The following is a 21,262-nucleotide window of genomic DNA, read 5'->3' as shown; positions in this document are numbered from 1 at the left end:
CCGGGCCAGAGCATGGAGCTGGAGACTATCCGGAGGCAAGAAGCGATTTCAAGGCGGAATCCATGCGCTGTCCGAAGAGCTCGGGGTCGTGGAATTCTCGCGCCTTCACCGCCGACTGCTGCGCCGAAACTCTGAACTGCTCCCACCCGCTGCGGATCGTCTCGATGGCCGCCGCCAGCTCTTGGGGACTTCCTGGTTCAACGAGTACCGCGCTGGAATACGGTTCCACGGCTTCCTGCAAGCCGCCGATGCGCGAGGCAATGACCGGACGTTCGGCGAGTATGGCTTCCACCGCGGTGTTCCCGAAGGATTCTTCGAGCTGCGCGGGGACCACAGCGATGTCCGCGGATTCATAATGGGGCCAAACATCGGATTGGAATCCCAGGAACTCCACAAGTTCGGGTCGCGGCAGAGCCTTGACGCGATCTTTGAGCGCCTGTTCGAAGGCTTCGTAGCCTTCGAATACGGCCCCGACCAGGCTCAACGACACGTCCACGCCTTGCTGTTGCAGTATCGTGACGGCATCGAGCAGCACCAGCAACCCTTTTCGCTCAGAGAGCCGTCCGACGTAGAGCAATCGCAAGGGGCCGTTAAGTTTCTGCCGGGCCGGCGCTGGATGCGGGGGTCCTGCGATGCCGTTGTAGATGACTTGGCTGTTCTTCTGCGCCCAAGGCACGTGCTGGAGGTACGCGGCATTGGTGAAGCGGCTGTTGGCGATGATCCTGTGAGCGAAGGTCCCGGGCAGGGACAAGCCCAAGCGCATCGGTTTGGGGGAATGGGATTCGGACTCGTGCACGTGCAGGGCAACCTTGTGCCCCGACAGGCGGGCATAGGCGACCCATAAGGGGATGATGGTGGTGTTCACCAGGACAGCGGATGGCTTGGTGCTCTTGAGCAATGCATGCATTTGGCGCACGCCTTGGAAAGTGTCTTTGGCAAACCCCACGGCCCCGCGCGGGGTGAAGATTGACTTGCGCAGCACCGGCGTATTGCAGACCACTACCTTGGCGCCCTGCTCACGCAAGGCCGACGCCAGCAGACCCTCGGCAGGAAGTCCGACGGTGACCCTCCAACTTCCCCGCAACAAGCCTTTGACGTCCTCCAGCAGCATTCTGTCGGATCCATACATTTCGGAACCTGGATGCGCTACCACGATCGTTCGGTTCGATGCCTTTGCCCCCATGAAGTGATCTTCCCATTCGAAACTGATATCCGATAGGAGCAGTCAGTCTCAGATCTTGTATCCAAGTAAAAGTAGGGGGACCGCAAAAAATCCGCCAGCAATGCGGCGAAGTTGGTGTGGATCCGGAAACACAGGGATGAGAGATGGCATCCTGAGCGGAAACGTAATGTTTCGCACCGGCATTCGATACATCCTATCCAATAAGTGAAAGTTTTCACAAAGTCGGTTTTTCCCTGCGTAACATGCATGAATTCGAGGGAAAACGGGGGATGCATAGCGCTACTCTGGAAATGTAGGCAGTGGAAAACAGCTGCCTCCATGCAAGCATCAGCCCAAGAAATCGCAAAGGTGCCACACCCGTGTCTGACAACAAGCCAATCGTACTTCTGGCCGAACAACTCTCCCCAGCAACCGTTGCTGCTCTCGGCCCCGACTTTGAAATTCGTCAGACCGACGGAGCTGACCGCTCCCAGCTGCTCGAAGCCATTGCCGAGGTAGATGCAATCCTCGTTCGCTCCGCAACCCAGGTGGATGCCGAAGCTATCGCCGCAGCAAAGAACTTGAAGGTTATCGCCCGTGCCGGCGTGGGCCTGGATAACGTAGACATCAAGGCAGCCACCCAGGCTGGCGTCATGGTGGTCAACGCTCCAACCTCCAACATCATCTCCGCGGCTGAATTGACCGTGGGCCACATCGTGTCCCTGGCACGCCGCATTCCTGCTGCCAACGCATCGCTGAAGAACGGCGAATGGAAGCGCAGCGCCTACACCGGCGTTGAACTCTTCGAGAAGAAGGCCGGCATTATCGGACTGGGCCGCATCGGTGCACTGGTTGCTGCCCGACTGCAGGGCTTCGGCATGGAGATCGTTGCCTACGACCCATACGTCACTCCTGCCCGTGCAGCACAGCTGGGTGTCACCTTGCTGACCTTGGACGAGCTGCTGGCTGAGGCCGACTTCATCACCATCCATATGCCAAAGACACCGGAAACCCTGGGCATGCTGGGCAAGGATGCCTTCACCAAGATGAAGAAGTCCGCATACGTGGTCAACGTGGCCCGTGGCGGTCTGGTGGATCAGGATGCGCTTTACGAAGCATTGAAGAATGAAGAAATTGCAGGCGCCGGCATTGACGTGTTCGTCAAGGAGCCAAGCACCGATCTTCCATTCTTTGAATTCGAGAACGTCACCGTCACCCCGCACCTTGGCGCTTCAACAGATGAAGCACAGGAAAAGGCCGGTGTCTCGGTTGCCAAGTCGGTTCGCCTGGCACTGGCCGGCGAATTGGTCCCGGATGCTGTGAACGTTGCCGGCGGCGTCATCGATGAGAACGTGCGCCCTGGCATCCCGCTGATTGAGAAGCTGGGCCGTATCTTCAACGCCTTGACTTCCGGCTCGCTGACCAGCATTGACGTTGAAGTTGCCGGCGAGATCGCTTCACTGGATGTCAAGGCACTGGAGCTCTCGGCACTCAAGGGCGTCTTCATGGACGTTGTTTCGGATCAGGTCTCCTACGTGAATGCCCCGGTCTTGGCTGAGCAGCGCGGTGTTGCTACCCGTCTGATCACCACCCCTGATTCGCCTGAATACCGCAACCAGCTTACCATCAAGGGGTCCACCAACGAGGGCACCCAGCTTGCTGTGGCGGGCACCTTGACCGGGCCTAAGCAGATCGAGAAGCTCGTAGGCATCAACGGCCACGAAATCGAAATCCCTATTTCGGATCACATGATTGTCGTTCGCTACGCGGATCGTCCAGGTGTCGTTGGCTCGCTGGGCAACGTGCTGGGGGAGCAGGGCGTCAACATTGCAGGTATGCAGGTATCGCGCGATGAAAAGAGGTCGGAAGCCTTGGCGGTCATCAATATTGATTCGGCGTTGCCGCAGGGCGTTCTGGATGTCGTTGGTGCTGCCATCGGTGCAAGTGTGGCGAGGGAAATAAACCTTCGTTAGATTCGTTAAATCTCAACTATAGTATAGGGTAAGGCGCTGAGCTTTACCCTATACCTATTTTACAATCTATATTGCACATTGAACGGAAAATCTTGAAAGCCGAGCAGATAAATCAGGACGCCTCGAATGTAAATATTCGTAAAGTCTATAACCCAACTAAGTTGGATATCGACCCCCATGAAACAGTATCTCGGTACGTCTACGAATGGAATATGGCTGAGCTCCATGCGCTCTTGATTAATAAGTCCTCCGATACGCTAGTCGTAAGCTTTCATGGCGCAGTCGATCGAACCTCCACGCGACTTCCAAGGTTTGAAAGACTAAAGAGCCTAAAAGAACGAGACCATAGTTCAATGTTCATAGCTGATCCGACTTTGTTCTTGGATAAGAACCTCAGCTTGTCTTGGTATGTAGGTTGGCAACAAGTCGACGTTCAGCGACTTATTGCAAAATGGATCGTAAAAGTTGTAGAGCAACTTAATATTCGAAACTTGATACTTTGCGGATCTTCTGGTGGGGGATTCACTGCTTTACAAGTTGCTTCGTTTATTCCTAATTGTGTTGCACTGGCATTTAACGCTCAGACAGACATATCAAAATATTTAGTTGACGGTGAAAGCCCTGCCGCGAGAAAAAACTTCATCAGGGTTTCGCGGCCGGACCTGTGGGAGGAGATGAATGCCGAAGAACGCCAACTTGGGGAAATTGACTGGGAAACAGGTTTCGATTCGAGATATGCACCTGTCGAGCGATACAAACAACGGGTCGAGAACTATGTTTATATAGTGCAGAACGAAGAGGAATTTCATTTCCATGATCATTATCTGCCATTCGTCAAAGTCCTCCAAACATATCAGAGGAAAGGTACTTACAGAACGGCGATCACCCGGGAAGGCACGAGACATAACCCGCCTTTGATGACTAATTTCATCGAACACTTGGATAAATCTATTGCTTGGGCAAGTAAATTGCCTCCAGCGGCACGGTCGACTTCGCGGATTCCAGGAAGAAACTCTTGGTTTGACCTTATGTCGGAACGAATCGCTGGGAACGACAGAAGCTACGACACACAACTTGAGAACAAGATCCATTTCGATAGATTCTGCCGCGAAAATTCTATTCCCACACCTGAACTGTTAGCTGTACTTTCAGACTTGAACGATTTGAATAAACTACCAAAGAATGATCAGATCGTTTTGAAGCCTGTTGAATCGAGTTCAAGTAGGGGAGTTCTTGTATTAAAAAGACATCCAAAAGGTTTCCTCAACCTTGCTAATAATGAAATTTATTCGGCAAAAAATCTTATTGATTTTTACAAAGACCTGTTTGAGAAATATCCTCAAGAAAATAACCAGCTGATGGTTCAGGTAAAAATACACGATAGAGGAAAATATACGATACCCAGAGATTTCAAGTTATATGTGTTCAACGGAGAAGTTGAGATAATCCAGTGTATCGATCGGAATGAGACACCAAACGCCGTATCGTGGTGCGATGCAAACTTCGTACCACTAAGCAAGGATCAAGTCGACGTTAATAGCACTTTGGCCCGAAGGACGACTTTCGCTTCACCAACAGGGTTAGCCGACATGAAAATACTCGCATCAAAAGTAGCAACTCTTATCGGAACGGAATTCTTAAGAGTAGATTTCTACATGTCGGGCCTGGGACCTATTTGCGGCGAAGTAACCTTCACACCTGGCGGGCCGTATTTTGAACAGATTGAAACTTTTACTGCAGGTTTCCAAATGGAACTTGGACTCAATTGGTCGCAAAACAACCGTTCCAATGGCGCATGATGCGCCCATCGATGAACTACATGTAAGGGAATTAGGATGATATTTTCAAAAGACTGGCATATTTCAGGAAAGAATAACAGTGTATCTGTAGAGATTTCCGACGAATTTTATCGCGTCGTCGTCGACGTACAAGATGACAAACCTTGTTATCTTGTACATCGTCGTGATGAGGCAAACTTCACGGAGGCGCCGGTGCGGTCGAGCATTGATATTGGTGGTGCGGGGTGGCTGAGCCTGACTTACGAATGCGAAGTTGAACAAAGTACCGTATCGAGCCGAAGAATAGAGGGAGGGGTTGCCACGTACGTAAAACGTGCTGGATCAACCCACGAGAAACACCTCTACTTCGCTGAGAATAATAGCCTTTGGAATGAAATTCCCGATCATACAGATTCATGCACTTTGTTTTTCAGGATTTCAGGCAAGGGGATATACACAATCTCAGAAATTGATCTAGTCTGGTTTGACCAGTTGTTCTATGACGATGTGAACACGCTAGGATTTTCGTCCCGTGTTCTCGACAGCATCGATGACTCGAATTCTGTCCACATAAATGTCAACTCGTACTCACCAACTGGATCCGAATCCAGCGCTATCATCACGGCAGCCTGGAGCGATTCGCAAGGCCATCAAGTGCCGGGAGTGCCAGAGTACGCGATTAATTCCCAACTCGGTCCATACCAGTATCTTGAACCTTCAAAATCAGTTTATAACTTTTCTGTACCTCAGTATGCATCATCTGTCGAAATTCAGATACGTTCATGGAAGAAAAAAAGAGACTTTCTCCTTTCCAGAGAATGGACAGTTGAGGGTTTTACTGAACCGTTGAATGACGATCTTATCGACGAAACTAATTTGAATAGTATCCTTGGCTTGATCCCGTCCGATGATAGATTAGTTGTACTTCATACAACTGCTCCACCGTTGGGCCATGCCACATTGTCACTGCGACCTAATCGTTTGGCAGCAGAATTCACCAAACTAGGTATTTACGTAATTTTCTTGCCATTTAGCAAGGTGCCTGGTGGCATAGAACGACACAGTGATAAAGCATGGATCGTATGTCGCTCCTTGTGGCCCAAGCTTCAGTATCTTCTTAGTAAGAGAAACAATTCTAAAGACGTATTTGTTTGTACTTCGTTTCCAAACTTTGAAGCGGTCTCCGCGCTTGATCTCTTGAACTCTTCTGGATGGACAACAGTCTATGAAATTCGAGACGATATGGAAGAGTTCAATCGGGTCGGTTATTCGAAATGGTTCGATAATCAGCTCGAACAGTACGTGCTGGAGCGCGCGGACCACGTAACCACAGTTAGTCCCCGTTTGGCAGAAAAGGCGGCCATCATTGCAGGACGCAATGACGTCAGAGTCGTACCAAACGCCGTATCGGACTTTCTACTTGAAAATGGCAAGCCCCACCGCACCATTGAGTCTCAGCGGCGAAAGTATGGGTCTAAAGTCGTGGGATATTTGGGGCATTTGACTGACTCTTGGTTTGACTGGTCCACTCTATTGGACGTAGCGACACAACTCGAAGAATACGAGTTCAGGGTAATTGGGCACGGTATGCCAAACCATATGGTTGATAGACTCCCGAGCAACGTAAACTATCTTGGTCCAATGGACCACGCAAGTTTTGTGGAAGAGTCAAAAAACTGGGCAGTAGGATTGATTCCATTCAAATTATCTCCTCTCACTTTTGGTGTAGACCCCAATAAACTCTATGAGTATTTGGCGTTGGGAGTAAAAGTAGTTTCCGCGCCAATGGGCGGCGTCGGCTCCGCACCTTGGTCAAAGGTCTATCGAGGGGCCGAAGAAATGAAACAGTCGATTGTTGCAACCTCATCCGAAAGAGTGACAGAAGAAGATATAGCAGAGTTAGATGCGTATTTGAATTCTTCGAGCTGGGGCGAAAGAGCTCAACAAATGATTAATATATTCGAATCTGAGGTATCCTAATGAAAAAAATTCTCGTTGTTTATCCGAATTGTAGCATGGGGGGAATGGCCTCCGTTTATCGTAACAGAGCATTGTCGGATGAAAATAATCTTTATCACTTTATATTCAATAACGATAAAGGTGGCGTGTCATTTTACGAGGATTTAGAAAATGCTCAAATAACCATTGTAAGAAAAGATAGACTTGTTAAATATTTAGAATACTTAATTAGCATTACTGAATACGATGAAGTATGCATAACCTCCATTCCTGAGGTTGTTAAAATTTTCAGCGATTCAGATATTCGAGTCACCTATGAATTTCATACTTCTACCGATAGCATCATTGAAAGCGAATGCAAAGCGTTTGATGTTCAAGAGGTCGATAGCATTAACGTACCGAGTGAGTATCTAAAGGCAATCGTGAGCCAGTTTGTGGATTCCCAGGCAATAGGAAAGCTTTCGGTAGTTCCCAATCTCGTTGACGTAAGCATATTCAATTCTGAACCGATTGCAGGGTTGGACTATAAATTCGGGTCTGACGAAAAGAAACCGCTTATCTGGATAGGTCGTCTTGATAAGGGCAAGAACGTGAACGACTTCTTAAGGCTGCTGAAAGTCCTTGGTGAAGACTATGTTGGAATTATACTGCTTGGACTGGAGGATGATCCTGAGCGATTCTCTAGATTTATGGGCTACGCATCTTCGCTCGGAGTGAAAAATCGTGTGTACACGCTCGTCAATGTTCCTCAGCCCGGGATTGCGAGCTTGTTCTCCATGGTGAAGGCCCGTAATGGGTTCTATGTGAGCACGAGCCTTGGGGAATCGTTCGGGTATGGGGTGCAAGAGGCTCTAGATAGCGGTGTTTCTACGGTTGCTTATGATGTCGGCGCATTGTCGGAGAGGAATTCTCGGTCATCCGAAGTTACCTACGATCTAGTTGATGTGGGGTCAATCTCGGAAATGTCACGAGCGATTAGAGGACATTAAATGGTACTAAGTCCAGCGTTTGATACAGGTATATATGGTTGAACTAAAGAATTTCATCTATAGAGGCTTTTCGGCTGAATATGACGATCTGATGAAAATGCCTATTCGAAGGTTTGGATCAATTAACAAGTTGGTAGTTGATCCTGATGTTTCGTGCAGATATATCATTCAAGAACATAGTTGTGATTTACCAATTGACTTCGTCTACATTCCAGGTAGTGGAAATAGGTTATTAGTAGGATTTCACGGTGCAGAAATGCGCAAAATAGCCGATCTGCCAAAATTTCAGTTTGTAGGATCATTGCGATCTCGTACTGAACCTTTTGTATCTTTTTCTGATTCCACTCTTCTCAAGAATGAGAAGCTTAGTATCGGTTGGTACGCCGGCGATTCCTTATTTGATTTATCGCGTAATATTGCTGAAGTAATACGTAAGATCGAAAAGGTAATGAATTTCACAAAAACAATATTAATGGGACATTCGGCGGGCGGTCTAGCTGCTATAGCAATTGGTATGCAAATCCCCAACTCCCACGCAATATCTGTAAACGGCCAAACTATCGCGGGAATTCATCGTCCATGGGTCATTAAGAATCTGTATAATTCCGCTTTTCCGGAGCTTTCCTCATCGGAAGAGATGCTTGAACGCTATCCGGATCGTTTTGACATCAGAAGAATGTCAAGCGATAGGAGTAGCGGTGCAACTTTCACCTTATTTAGTCACAAAGACGACCCGATTTCTTTCTCTGAATATCCGCATTTCCCACTGCTTTCTGAGTATTTCGGATTGGGTTCAGAAGGAGGGCTTACTGAATTCGGTGATGCGCTGGTGCCTTGCCGTTGGGAGACCCTGAATCCGAGCGCACATGCACTTCCAGGAACAGTTCTGCCATTTTTGCAGGCTACTCTTGGGGAGGCTGTTGGCGTTCCCATTACATACGATTTTGTTCTTCCGTCCCGATAAATACCACAACGCAATGGATTGTCCCCGAAAGCGTTCGGCGCGAACCAGGCCTGGGCGAATCTGGCGATGCTCGCTTTGAACCTGGTGACATGGCTGCAGCTGGCGGTGCTGCCGGCCGAGCATGCCGCCGTCAGTTGGGATTTGAAGCGGTGGCGATATCGTATCTGGTCGCTGGCCGGGAAGCTGGTGACCGGCAGCCGAAGGCCGCGAATACTGGTCAACCAGGACGCACCAGAAGCGGGTCTGGTGCTGTTGTTGCAGGAGCGGATCAGCAGGCTGGCTGGCAGGTGGCGAGACGGGCACTTGGCAGCCTGAGCCGCTGGCGTCCGGTCCTTGATTCCTTCAACGGCAATGCAGTTTTCGGTGGGTGGTGGCCGGTGCATGCGCCAGCGGGTGGCGCTCTTCGTCGTGCCCGCAAATGGGGAAACCCACCAGTGCGTGGCTTACGCCAGTCGTAGGTGGGTTTCCGGACCGTCATGAAAAAGTTGGGCTAGGGCCCGTGACCACGGCATGGATTCTCATGGCCTATTCTCACAATGGGCGCGTTCATTCTGAAGCTGCGTTTGCCGCTCTGGCTGGCGTTGCTCCGTTACAAGCTTCGTCGGGAAACTATGAGCGTCACCGCCTGAACCGTCATGGTGACCGGCAACTGAACAAGGCGTTGGACGTGGTCGCGCGGACGAGGGTGGGACATGCTGAGGCAACGAAACGCTATGTCGAGAAACGTACGGCTGAAGGTTTGAGCTCGAAGGATATCAAACGGATTCTTAAGCGCTATATAGCTCGGAGCATCTATCGTCAGTTGCAGGTGATTACGGCTTGATAAAGGTCATAGAAGGGTCTCTCGTGCTGCTGGTACGCCCACGACCCAACGTCGTAGCGGGTTGCGTCATCGATCAGCTGGTAGACAGTGCTGACCTTACCGCCGCCGGTCCGGTATTCGAAGACATCCAGCTGCCATGATGCCTTGGCCTGAGCTGGTCAAGTTCTTGAGACACGATCTTTGATCTTTTCTAAATATTCTCAAGCCGCCAAGGCTAAAGAATTTCTTTCCTGGTACGAGTCCAGAACTGCCTGAGGGCTGAGCCCTCCGTTAGCTGTATGCGGTCGCTTCCGGTTGTACCAAACCTCGATGTATTCCATCACCGCGGTACGCGCTGCTACTCTGCTGGTGAAAGCCCGGTGGTGATACATTTCGTTCTTGATCGTCGAGAAGGTTGACTCTGCGACGGAGTTGTCCCAGCACACCCCCCGTGCGCCCCATCGACTGCCGCACCCCTTGCTCAGCGCACCGTGCCTGGAACGCGCCAGAGGTGTACTGCGTGCCCCGGTCTGAATGGAACACGGTGCCAGACTGGATAAAGCCCCGCGACGCGGCAAGCTCCATCGCGTCAATGACCAGCTGAGTTTGCATGTTCTCGCCCATTGACCAGCCCACGATCTGACGCGAATACAAATCGATGACCGTCGCCAAATACAACCAGCCTTCGCCGGTGCGCAGGTATGTGATATCGCCAACCAGTTTCGCCCCAGGACGGCAAGAGCGGAAGTCCCGCCGGCCGAGCTTATCGACCATATGGTTCTTGATATGCGCCGTCCGGGCCTGATGATCACGCACCGTCGTGGTCTTGAACGCGCTCATCCGCTTGGCTTGGATCCCCAGGTCTTTCATGATCGAGAGCACCGTGGACTTCGGGATCTCTTCTTCATGGTTGTTGCGGAGCAGGTCCACCAGTTGGCCGGCCCCAGCAACCTGGTTGGATGCTTCGAACTCGGTATGGACCAGTTCGGTGCGGCGCATGCGCAGTGCTTTGGCCTCGCTCAGCTCCTCACAAGGGTTCAGCCACCGGTAACAGGACGCCCTGGAAGCCTGCAGTTTCTGGCACATCCAGTTCACCGGGTACTGGCCGGCATGGGCTTTGATGAAGGTGAAGATTGCGCTTATTTCTTGCTGTTCGAGGCGAAATAGGCGCTGACATCTTTTAAAAAGTCGTTCTCCCGTTTCACCTCCAGCAGTTCCTTGCGCAGCTTCTCGTATTGGGCCCATTCCACTGGACCGCGTTCCTCGACTTCCGATTCTGGGTGCTCGGACCGGTAAGCACGGACCCAGTTGCCCAGGGTCCCTTCGTTGATGCCTAGAGAGGCTGCGACCTCGACCAAGCTCTTCTGGGAGGAGATCACTAGTTCGACTGCTTCGGCACGGAACTCCGGGGTGAACTTCTGACGTTTGGACATGCACTCATTCTCCTACGAACGTGTGTCTCACAACATCATGACAGCTCAGCCGTTGACTTGACGAAGGGCAGGTACGAGGACTTCGGTCGCTTGAGCTGTTTCCGGATGCGGACCAGCTCGTTGACGACCTCGGGTCCGTATCGTCGGGCAGGATGGTGGGGCGCTCTGGACTGTGGATGGAGTGCGGAGGCGGACTCGATGGAGGCACGAGAACAGATGCGGTAGAAAATGCTGCGGGAGATCTTCTGTGTTTTGCAGAATTCACTAATCGTCAAAGCGTCGGGTTGGGCCGGATCGAAGTTGATGATCATGGCGCGTACGCGCGGTGGCAGTGGCTTGTTCATGTATTGAAACTGCCAGATTACCCACGTGAAACTGTCCACGATGTATTGAGACATTCTGTCCACAATGTCATGAGATCGGTTGTCAACGATGTGACGAGATTCGGTGTCCACGAAGTCACGAGATTTCACACCCGGTTGCCAGAACAGAGGTACCTTCAAACGCTACTCTGCAGACCATCAATCCAAAAAGTATTGAAGTTCCTGATCAGGCTCATCGCCAAAAACGCGTGGAACGTGAATTCTATCGACAACGCGACGAGTTGAGCAGGGCTTTGCGGAAACTCTTTCGCTAGATTGTGTCAAAATTCAGCTCTTCCAATCGAACCGCTAGAATTACTTGTGGATAAAAATACAAAGTTGAGGGAGTTTCCTCGTTGAAACGATCGAATCGCAAGACCGCTCAAGCAATGAGTTCGCGTGCCGAACTTTTTAGCATTAGACAGGAATATCTGAATCTTGAAGGTGACTTTGAGACCAGGGTACTGGATGATTTGGCTAAGTACCGTGCGCAATCATCGAAATTATCGCGGGAGAACGAGTCTCTGCGATCGCGCAAGGTGAAGTCAGATGGTCTAATCGCAAGGCTCGAACGAGAACTTGCTGCCGCTAAGGACGCACGACAGAAATTCAGCCGTGAGGCATCGATTCTCAAGAAACAACTCGCGAATGAGCATGACCGGGCCGAGAAATTCAAAACGGCGTATGAGAATCTAAAGAACCATCCGGTCGTTAGAGCCGCACGCGGTTTGAAGAGCCCCTTTGCGCGTAAGCCTGTTGCTCCTCGCCAGATTCAAAAGAATGTTCCAGTCCTGGCGGCATCACCAAGCATTTCCAACTTCGACAATGTAAGTCGGCCAGGCAGTCCTGCCGGAACCGGCATCGAAGAAAGCTTCATCGATGCTATTAAGCGTGAAGCGGATGCATATATAGCCCGTTACCGCGACCAGGGCGAGATTGTTGAACCGTCAGAAGGGTTAGTTGCTCTTGCTGCGAAGGAGGAATCGCCTTCAAGCTTCGGAGCCTTGCACGATCAGATTCTGGGACAAGCCCGACTATTCGATTCCTTGCCGGTAGTTCCGGCGAAGACCTCTACGCCTGCTTATATGCCGCAGCCGGATAAAGTGATGTATTGCGCGCACAGCACTGGCGAATACAACAGCAACGGTTATTCGACGCGTACGACTGGTCTCACCACTGCCGTCACCGAAGCCGGCATGGATCTCTTCATTGCAGCGCGACCTGGCTACCCTTGGGACTCCAAAGTCAACAAGAAGATGCCGAAAGAAAAGCGCCTGATTCGCGATTACCAGGGCGTCGATACGTACTTTAACCCGGGTGTGTCACTACGTAGCGATCCACTGGATAAGTTTGTGCAGATCGCGGCGGATATCTATGTTCGCGAAGCGATGATGAATCGACCTTCAGTGATCGTTTCTGCGTCCAATCACATTACGGCGTTGCCAGCATTGATCGCAGCTCGTCGTCTTGGAATCCCGTTCATCTACGAAGTACGTGGGCTTTGGGAAATTACCGCAGCCGCTGGTAACGAAACCTGGCATAAATCGGAACGATTCGAACTAGCACGCCGCATTGAGACTCTGGTGGCGAACGAAGCGGATCGCGCCTTCGCAATCACGGAGGAAGTCCGTGAGGAACTGGTGAAGCGCGGTGCAGAAAGAGACAAGATTGAAATCTTGCCGAATGCTGCGAACATTTTTCAGTACGTCCCTCTCCCAGCTGAGCGATCGAAGGTCGTTGACAAGAAAAAGAAGGGCGAGTTCCTTCTTGGATATGCTGGCAGCCTTGTGGACTACGAGGGGCTGGATCTACTAATCAACGCGGTAGCCGAGCTACCAGAATCTCTGTCGCACGTTGGCGCACTAATCGTTGGCGACGGCTTGGTCTTACCCGCGCTCAAGCGGCAAGTGACCGAATTGGGCTTGGAAGAGCGAATTCGTTTCACCGGGCGCGTACCGAATGAACAAATCAACGATTACCTGGCAATTTTTGACGCCGTGGTCTGCCCGCGAAAATCGAATATTGTTACAGAACTAGTTTCACCATTGAAGCCTATTGAGGCAATGGCTGCAGGCCGTCCGGTGATCGGTTCCAACGTTTCGCCAATTGCTACGTTGCTTGGTGCCGATAGTGCTCGAGGCTTGCTCTTCGAAGCGGATCATGTGCAGTCCTTGGCTGAATCGATCGCCCTCCTGGCTAATGATCCGAGGACCGCGCAGGATATGGGGCGTCGTGCCCGTAAGTGGACGGTAGAGAACCGTACATGGCCAATCGTGGCAAAAACTTTCGTTGCCCAAGCTGCCACTGTCCAGAGCCGTAGGCCAACGGGCAAGAAGCTTAATGAGATTCGTATGGCTCTTATCGCTGACGAATTTACGACCTCAACCATCAGCCGCGAAGTTAATGTGGTGTCGCCAACTCCTGAGAACTGGCGAGAAGCCTTGACATCGAATCCGGTCGATGTGCTCTTCGTAGAATCGGCGTGGGCAGGCAATGATGGAACTTGGACCCGCAAGGTCGGTTACTACGATGATGAGCAATGTGCGGATCTAGTAGCGCTAATTGGCTACTGCCGCAGCAAGAACATCCCAACAATCTTCTGGAACAAGGAAGACCCGGTTCACTTCAATCGATTCCGCCGTACCGCAAAGTACTTCGACGTTGTTTTGACTACTGACGCCAACTGCTTGCGGGACTACTGGGATCACCGTGGTGGAAATCTCAAGGCGTTGGGCAGCCTTTCCTTCTGGGCGCAAGCGGAAATCCACAATCCAATGGGATCTTCCCGCACCTACTCGCATACTGTGGCGTACGGTGGCTCCTATTATGGTGATCGTTATGCGGAGCGTTCGAAGGAACTGCGCGCAATCCTCGAGGGAGCACGTCCCCAGGGGCTGACCATCTATGATCGCCAAGCCGATAATCCTGAATCGCCATACAAGTTCCCACCAGCATTGCAGGACTATGTCCAGGGCGGTCTGACTTACGAAGAAATGGTAGAGGCTTACAAGTCTCATCCGGTGCACGTGAACGTTAACTCGGTGAATGCCTCGCCAACTATGTTCTCCCGTCGAGTTTTCGAGCTTGCGGCATGTGGTACTCCGGTAATTAGCGGCAAGAGCTTCGGCGTTACTTGGATGTTTGATGGGTCGGTTCCTGTGGTCGGTTCGCGCCGGGAATCGGAACTGATTTCAACACTGTGGATGAACTCCGAAGCTGATCGCGTGGCCGATGCTTGGGAGCCATTGCGTGTGACCTTCCGCAAACATCTGGCGCACCATCGTTTGGCCATGGCGCTTCGCATGGCTGGTCTCGCAGTTGATATCCCGACTTTGCCATCACTTGGCATTGAACTGAAGACGTTAACCGAAGAAATTGCTTGGGATCTTGTAGCAGCTAGCGTGCGACCTATGCAGGTATACGTTGCCGGGTTCAGCGACGATGATACTGCAGTAAACATTCTGCGAACTGCAGGAATTGCAGTAATGAGCAATGACGCAGTTCGTGAAGCAGAGGTGATTGCCTCCAACGCTGAAGAAATTCTCCAAGATCATCAGGTTCTTGAAGACATGCTAACTGCCATGTTCTATAGCCAAGCTGCAACGGTACAGGTCTCTGACAAGTACGTGGGTACGCAGGGCCTGCCGCTCTGGATGCGCGAGCACGTGGATGCGCAGCTGCCCACCTTGACGCACAGTAGCAACATCGCAGATTCTGCCGTAGAGACCATATGCCTTCGACGCCCACTTGACGTCGAAGAAGCGGACGGCACGCTCATTGACAATCCTGCGTCCAAAGACTCGCAGAACATCCTAGTCGCGGGACATGACCTGAAGTTTGCCGGGTCAATCATGGCCGGGATATCCGAACACGGGCACAACCTGAAGATCGATAAGTGGGACGGCCACGCTCAGCACAATGTTGAAGAGAGCCAGGATCTTCTAGAAGATGCTGACACGGTGTTCTGCGAATGGTCACTTGGCAATTTGGCGTGGTATTCAACGCATTTGAAGCCCGGGCAGAAACTGGTTACCAGATTCCACTCGCAGGAACTATTCACGGATTACCCTCGATCGGTGAACTTCAAGAAGGTTGACAAGGTGATCTTTGTCAGCGAGTTGATCCGAGGAATGGCGATTCAAAAGTTCGGAATTCCTGAGGAAAAAACGATGGTCATTCCTAACTCTGTGGATACCAGGAAGCTGGATCTTCCCAAGTCCGATGATTCTCAATTTGTATTGGGCTTCGTCGGCATGGTTCCGCAGATGAAGCGATTCGACCTCGTGCTTGATCTACTGGAAAAGTTGCGTGCAATCGATAGCCGCTTTACGTTGCGCGTCAAGGGCAAACGACCGGAAGATTACCCCTGGATGGCTGCACGCGAGGAAGAAATGGCCTTCTACGAGGCGCAGTATGCTCGTATTGAAGAATCTGATCTACTCCGCGGTGCTGTGGTCTTCGATCCTCAAGGCGATAATATGGCCCAGTGGTACCAGGAGATCGGTGTTGCCGTATCCACCAGTGATTTCGAGTCCTTCCACTTCACTCTTGCAGATGGAGCGGCATCTCGTGCGTTGCCGGTAGGCCTGGCCTGGCCGGGAGCGGAATGGCTGTACCCGAATGAGTGGTTGCATGCAGACACTGCGTCAGCAGCTCAATACGTGATCAGTCAGGTACAGGATCAAGCGAAACTGGCAGAGCAGGTTGAAGCTGCACGCGAGTTCACTGTGAAGAACTACGATTCCAACGATGTGCTTGCTCGAATCATGAATGAAATTGAAGCTAACTAGCGCTCTTTAGTGCTTTTCTCTAGTGAGGTGCGTTCAGTGGCAATCGCCACCGAATGCACCTCACTGTATTATTGATCTAGTCTGCATTGAAGATAAAGTGAGTTGAGAAGTGAAAATTGCATTAGGGGACTTCCGAAAAGCACTTTGGCATCTTCGCCAGGGTGGTCCACAGCAATTGCAGGAGTGGTACCAGCGCCGCAACTATGATTTGCGCATCGGGGGACAGCAGCGCTACTTGCGAACAGATGTTGAGAAATTGCTTGGACTGCAATTCCCACCGGTAGAATTTGAACCTTCAGAGGACCACGATGGAAAGTTAAACGTTGCCGTCATTCTTGATGATTTCAGCGCGAAAGCTTGGGCGCCTGAATGGAACTGCACCTTTATCACCCCCAGCTCATGGCAGGATGAACTTGAAACACGAGAATTTGATCTTCTCTTCGTGGAGTCGGCCTGGGCTGGAAACAACAAGTCTTGGCAGTACCACCTAACCGGTCCGTCGGCACCTCGACCAGCGTTTGTCGAGATGGTGGAAGCGTTTAAAGAACGATCTGTTCCAGCAGTTTTCTGGAATAAAGAAGACCCACCGCACTTCGCCGACTTCCTCGATTCTGCAAGGCTGTTCGATGTCGTTTTCACATCAGATTCCCGCAAAATTCCGGAATACCATGAAGCACTGGGCCATGAACGTGTCGCAGCGTTGAGCTTTGCAGCTCAGCCGAAGTTCCATAATCCGGTACTGACACTTAGCCAAGAACGCCGAGATGTAGCTTTCGCCGGAATGTATTTTGCGGACAAGTACCCCGAACGACAAGAACAGATGGAGATCGTGCTTGGCGGAGCCATGGATATCTCGCCAAAGCTCACTAGCGGGCTAGACATTTTCTCCCGGCAGCACGGCGGAGACGCGAAGTACCAGTTCCCGGCACCGTATGACCAGAATGTTGTCGGCTCGCTCGACTATGACAAGATGCTTTCTGCGTACAAGAACTACAACGTTTTTCTGAACGTCAACTCCGTGGTCGATTCGCCAAGCATGTGTGCCCGTCGAATATTCGAGATCACCGCCGCTGGCACTCCTGTGATTTCGGCTCCAAGCGCTGCGATAGAGAATTTCTTCACGCCTTCAGAGGTACTTCAGGTATCCACCAGGGAACAAGCATCTAACTCGATTCGCAGCTTGGTTCGGAGCCCAGAACTTCGCCAGCGAATGGTCCATATGGGTCAGCGCAGGATCTGGAAGAACCATACTTATGCGCATCGTGCTCAACAGGTTGAACAATTCGTTGGGCTCCGTTCTGCTCACGGTCAGCCAATGTCCATGTCCTGTACTCCAAAGGTAAGTGCGATTGTTTCGACCATAAGGCCTCACCAGCTTCAGCATATATTCGAGACTGTAGGGAAACAGAAGGATGTTGAAGTTGAGCTCGTCCTCGTGGCTCATAAGTTCTCGGCCGCCACTGGACAACTGGCCGATATGGCATCAGCAGCTGGAGTAGCGAACTACCAACTGCTTGAGATGGGTGAAGAAAATACTTTGGGTGACTGCCTGAACGCCGCGGTGGCCATGGCCAACGGCGACTTCATCACCAAAATGGATGATGACGACCTATACGGGGAGTACTATCTCTTCGATCAAGTTTCAGCGCTTCGATACAGCGGCGCCTCGATAGTAGGCAAGCAGGCGCATTACATGTACCTCGCGGATTCAGATGCTACTTTGCTGAGATTTGCCGAACGTGAGCACCGCTTTACAAACCTCGTGATGGGTCCGACGATGCTTGGCCGCGCGCACGTTTTCCGCGAGACACCCTTTGATACACGTAACCGTGGCGAAGATACAAGATTCCTAAAAGACGTCATTGAACGTGGAGGAACCATTTATTCGAGTGACCGTTTCAACTTTACCCAGATGCGCGGGAATGATGGGCTAGCGCATACCTGGGATCTGAGTGATGCGGAGTTGACTGCAACTGGTAGTATTCAGTGGTTTGGACGCAATGATAAACATGTCTTTTTCTAGGAAAGTCTTATTGTGCAAATAGTACGAGGTAAATCAGGGGAGTGAAGAAGATGAAAGTTATGCTTCTGACTCACTCGTTCACGCCTGAGATCTCGCCACCTCAGCGACGCTGGTCAATTATTGCCGACGAACTGGGGCAATTGGGGCACGAAGTTACTGTAGTGACCCCGAAATCAAATCGGATTGCAACTAAACGGCAAAGTCGTCTTCTTGATAATCATTATTTGAAGCTGCAACACTATCCATCAATGCGTCGTTCCAAAACGATGCTCGGAAAAGTATTGAAGCATGGCGTTGATGCAGTTCTGAGCGTCCCTGCTGCATTCCGAGGGCAAAAGCCTGACGTTATTATCGCAACTGTCCCAGCAATTCCAACGCTAATTGTTGGCTTCGTGGCCAGCCGTTTACGGGGTGTACCCTTAGTTGTCGACCTCCGGGATGCTTGGCCAGATTTGCTCAGTGAATCACAAGTTATCAAGTTCCGCTGGGTCGAGCCAGCTATTTCGAAGATCATCAGTTTCGTTGTGAATAAAAGCGATATGCTCGTCACGGTGACGTACGGCCTGGCGGGGAAGATGAAGCGAAATGGCGTGAAGAACGTCGCCACAATCACCAACGGCGTTGAAACCGAACGCGAAGATCTTACAGTTTCTCAACGCGAGATCGATGGCGAATTCCATATTCTCTATCTAGGGAACATTGGTCGGAGCCAGGGTCTGGAGACCGTTATCCGAGCGATGGAGTACGTACCAGAATTTGTACGTCTGCGCATTGTTGGCCAGGGTACTGAAAAGAGTAAATTGATGAGCCTAGCGATGGATCTTGGGCTTGATATTGACTTCCGAGACCCTGTCTACGGCCAGGAGGTACTGGAAAATTACTCGTGGGCAGATACATGCCTAGTTTCTCTGCGTCCTGACTGGCCGAGCTTTAATCACACAGTGCCTTCGAAACTCTATGAACTTCTTTACTTGAATCAGCACATCAGCGGTTTGGTCAGAGGAGAAGCAGCGGAAATTATTCGTGATTCCGAGGCTGGGACTGTGATTGAACAAGATGTACCTTCCCTGGCCGCTTACATTAACAACTTGGTTGCGAACCCTGGAATTTTGCGGACCGATCGTCGCGGGACCGACTGGGTCAGGAAACATGGATCGCTACGTCAAGCCGGGCGGGAATATGCCGAACTACTAGCCACAGTCGTCGATGCGTACTCCAAGAGATAGAGCAGAACTTTTGAATCTAAAAGTCATTCCGAATGCAATCAACACCGGTAATTTGGTACTTTCCAACATTGCTGATGATCCTACTTATTTTGCGCTCCAAGTTGCTCGCCGCTTCAAGTCCAAGCCGGTTCTACGCTCGTTGATTATTACTCTTGGGAGTGATAAATCCAGCATTCGGCTACGCGCGCTCTCGGCCATGCTGAAGGATGACACTAGTGCCCTGCTCTCTGCCTGCAGAGAATGGTTAAGCTCCGACAGCAACCCAAGGCAGTCAGTATTCCTGGCTAACCTTTGCATTGCTTCCAATGAGTGGGAACTTGCAGAAGAATTACTCAATAGGGGCAAACCTTCCATCGCCCACGTACGTGCCAAGGCCCGTCTATTGTGGTCATTGGGCTGGATGACAGATGCCATTGAGCTGTTGCAGCAGAATCGCAGTGGCCGTCAACTTCGTCACTATGAATCAGAATTGGCATCCTTCAAGGGGGCAGAGCCCTGTCTTTCTCCGCTCCGTACCGCCGGTATATCGACTAGCGCGACTCGTTCTGTTCTTTACGTTGCTACCAATTCGTTGCCACACACTGGTAGCGGTTACGCACAACGAACTCATTCAATTCTCGCGTCATTAAGGGATGCAGGATGGGGAGTCAAAGGACTTACCCGTGTGAATTATCCCTTGAATATCGGCAAACTATCCGTCTCAGAAGCTGACGTGGTTTCTGGTATCGAATACCAGCGCTGCCTGCCTTTTCCAGCGAAGCATGACTTCACCGGAAGAATCCAGCAACAAGCTGAAGACCTACTGAGCAGAGTCCTTCAAGAGGCCCCTTCTGTACTTCACACGACGACAGATTTTTCTAACGCTCTAGCGGTTAAGTCCGTTGCAGAAGCGACCGGTATACCGTGGGTTTATGAAGTTCGCGGACAGCTGGCAGACACGTGGCTTTCTACGCGTCCCGAGCGCTCGAAAGATTCAGAACGATACCGACTATTCGTGGAACGCGAAGCGTTTGTAGCTCGGCATGCCGATCATGTCTTCACCTTGGGCGATGCCATGAAACGCAACCTGATTGACGCGGGCGTTGATGAATCCAAGATTTCAATATTACCGAACGGGATAGGGGAAAAGTTCCTAGAGGAACCCGTGCCCAGGGTCCAAGCTCGTGCGCAGCTGGACCTCGATTCTGAAGCATTTTATGTGGGGACGGTTAGCAGCTTGGTCCCTTATGAGGGGCTTTCGACAGTTGTCCGTGCTGTTGCTGAACTTGCGAAGCAGCACAAGGAGTTACGTTTGTTGATCGTTGGCGATGGTACGGATCGCGAGAATCTGATCAGTCTTGCCAAAAGTCTAGGCATCGCCGCGCGTTGTGTTTTTCCTGGTCGCATTCCGCGGGAACAGTCGCATGTCTATCATGCTGCGTTGAACGCTTTCGTCGTGCCACGAATTGACTCTGCTGTCACTCGCTCGGTAACTCCGCTCAAACCAGTTGAAGCAATGGCATCGAACGTACCTGTCTTGGCATCCGATCTTCCTGCCCTGCAGGAGCTGATCGCTGACGGTGAGAACGGTCACTTGATACCTGCGGGGGATGTGGCTGAGTGGGCCGAAAATATCGAAAAGTTGATTTTAAACCAAGGGGCAGCTGAACGCATGGGCAAGTCAGGGCGGGAATTCGTGCTTGCCAATAGAACTTGGGAGCAAAACGCGCTTAGCGTTGTCCAAGTTTACGAGCAAGTAATAAGTAAAGCTCCGTGACAATGAGGCTGTCGCTGAACTCAGTGATGGGATATGGTTTATAGG

The 21,262-nt window shown here is 51.2% G+C and carries 10 protein-coding genes and 4 pseudogenes; 11 read left to right on the top strand and 3 right to left on the bottom strand.

Features of this window, described 5'->3' with window-relative positions; genetic code table 11:
* Positions 1–25 precede the first annotated feature (25 nt).
* Positions 26–1,111 (bottom strand): glycosyltransferase family 4 protein, encoded by a 1,086-nt coding sequence (locus tag ACIOTN_RS06205; RefSeq protein ID WP_402734931.1) that lies wholly within the window; start codon positions 1,109–1,111, stop codon positions 26–28.
* Between the two features lie 431 nt (positions 1,112–1,542).
* On the opposite strand from ACIOTN_RS06205, the gene serA reads away from it, so the two are divergent.
* The 7 genes and pseudogenes from serA to ACIOTN_RS06170 all read left to right on the top strand — a co-directional run.
* Complete coding sequence (gene serA, locus ACIOTN_RS06200; RefSeq protein ID WP_402734930.1) at positions 1,543–3,135, top strand: phosphoglycerate dehydrogenase; 1,593 nt, start codon at positions 1,543–1,545, stop codon at positions 3,133–3,135.
* A gap of 92 nt (positions 3,136–3,227) precedes the next feature.
* Positions 3,228–4,934, top strand: a complete 1,707-nt coding sequence (locus tag ACIOTN_RS06195) for an ATP-grasp fold amidoligase family protein (RefSeq protein ID WP_402734929.1) — start codon at positions 3,228–3,230, stop codon at positions 4,932–4,934.
* 36 nt (positions 4,935–4,970) lie between these two features.
* On the top strand, positions 4,971–6,893 hold the full coding sequence (locus ACIOTN_RS06190) for a hypothetical protein (protein WP_402734928.1): 1,923 nt from the start codon (positions 4,971–4,973) through the stop codon (positions 6,891–6,893).
* On the top strand, positions 6,893–7,861 hold the full coding sequence (locus ACIOTN_RS06185; RefSeq protein WP_402734927.1) for a glycosyltransferase: 969 nt from the start codon (positions 6,893–6,895) through the stop codon (positions 7,859–7,861). Before ACIOTN_RS06190 ends, ACIOTN_RS06185 begins: the two co-directional genes overlap by 1 nt.
* A gap of 34 nt (positions 7,862–7,895) precedes the next feature.
* Complete coding sequence (locus ACIOTN_RS06180; protein ID WP_402734926.1) at positions 7,896–8,825, top strand: hypothetical protein; 930 nt, start codon at positions 7,896–7,898, stop codon at positions 8,823–8,825.
* Positions 8,826–8,855: 30 nt separating this feature from the next.
* Positions 8,856–9,140: pseudogene (locus ACIOTN_RS06175) on the top strand (transposase); the annotation flags it as partial.
* A gap of 151 nt (positions 9,141–9,291) precedes the next feature.
* Positions 9,292–9,648: pseudogene (locus ACIOTN_RS06170) on the top strand (transposase); the annotation flags it as partial.
* 200 nt (positions 9,649–9,848) lie between these two features.
* On the opposite strand, the pseudogene ACIOTN_RS06165 reads toward ACIOTN_RS06170, so the two are convergent.
* Both ACIOTN_RS06165 and ACIOTN_RS06160 read right to left on the bottom strand, forming a co-directional pair.
* Positions 9,849–11,060: pseudogene (locus ACIOTN_RS06165) on the bottom strand (IS3 family transposase).
* A gap of 65 nt (positions 11,061–11,125) precedes the next feature.
* Positions 11,126–11,404, bottom strand: a pseudogene (locus ACIOTN_RS06160) (IS481 family transposase); the annotation flags it as partial.
* 374 nt (positions 11,405–11,778) lie between these two features.
* On the opposite strand from ACIOTN_RS06160, the gene ACIOTN_RS06155 reads away from it, so the two are divergent.
* From ACIOTN_RS06155 to ACIOTN_RS06140, 4 genes are all read left to right on the top strand, one after another.
* Positions 11,779–16,212: a glycosyltransferase gene (locus ACIOTN_RS06155; protein WP_402734925.1), complete on the top strand. Its 4,434-nt coding sequence runs from the start codon at positions 11,779–11,781 to the stop codon at positions 16,210–16,212.
* A gap of 109 nt (positions 16,213–16,321) precedes the next feature.
* On the top strand, positions 16,322–18,235 hold the full coding sequence (locus ACIOTN_RS06150; protein WP_402734924.1) for a glycosyltransferase: 1,914 nt from the start codon (positions 16,322–16,324) through the stop codon (positions 18,233–18,235).
* A gap of 50 nt (positions 18,236–18,285) precedes the next feature.
* Positions 18,286–19,461 (top strand): glycosyltransferase family 4 protein, encoded by a 1,176-nt coding sequence (locus ACIOTN_RS06145; RefSeq protein WP_400289343.1) that lies wholly within the window; start codon positions 18,286–18,288, stop codon positions 19,459–19,461.
* Positions 19,442–21,217, top strand: coding sequence for a glycosyltransferase family 4 protein (locus tag ACIOTN_RS06140; RefSeq protein ID WP_402734923.1), 1,776 nt, complete (start codon positions 19,442–19,444; stop codon positions 21,215–21,217). The genes ACIOTN_RS06145 and ACIOTN_RS06140 overlap by 20 nt, the downstream gene beginning before the upstream one ends.
* The last annotated feature ends 45 nt before the right edge of the window (positions 21,218–21,262 follow it).

Source organism: Glutamicibacter sp. NPDC087661 (assembly GCF_044743275.1).
Taxonomy (GTDB): Bacteria; Actinomycetota; Actinomycetes; order Actinomycetales; family Micrococcaceae; genus Glutamicibacter.
The sequence above is the reverse complement of the archived record's forward strand: the minus strand, read 5'-3'. Positions and strand labels throughout refer to the sequence as shown.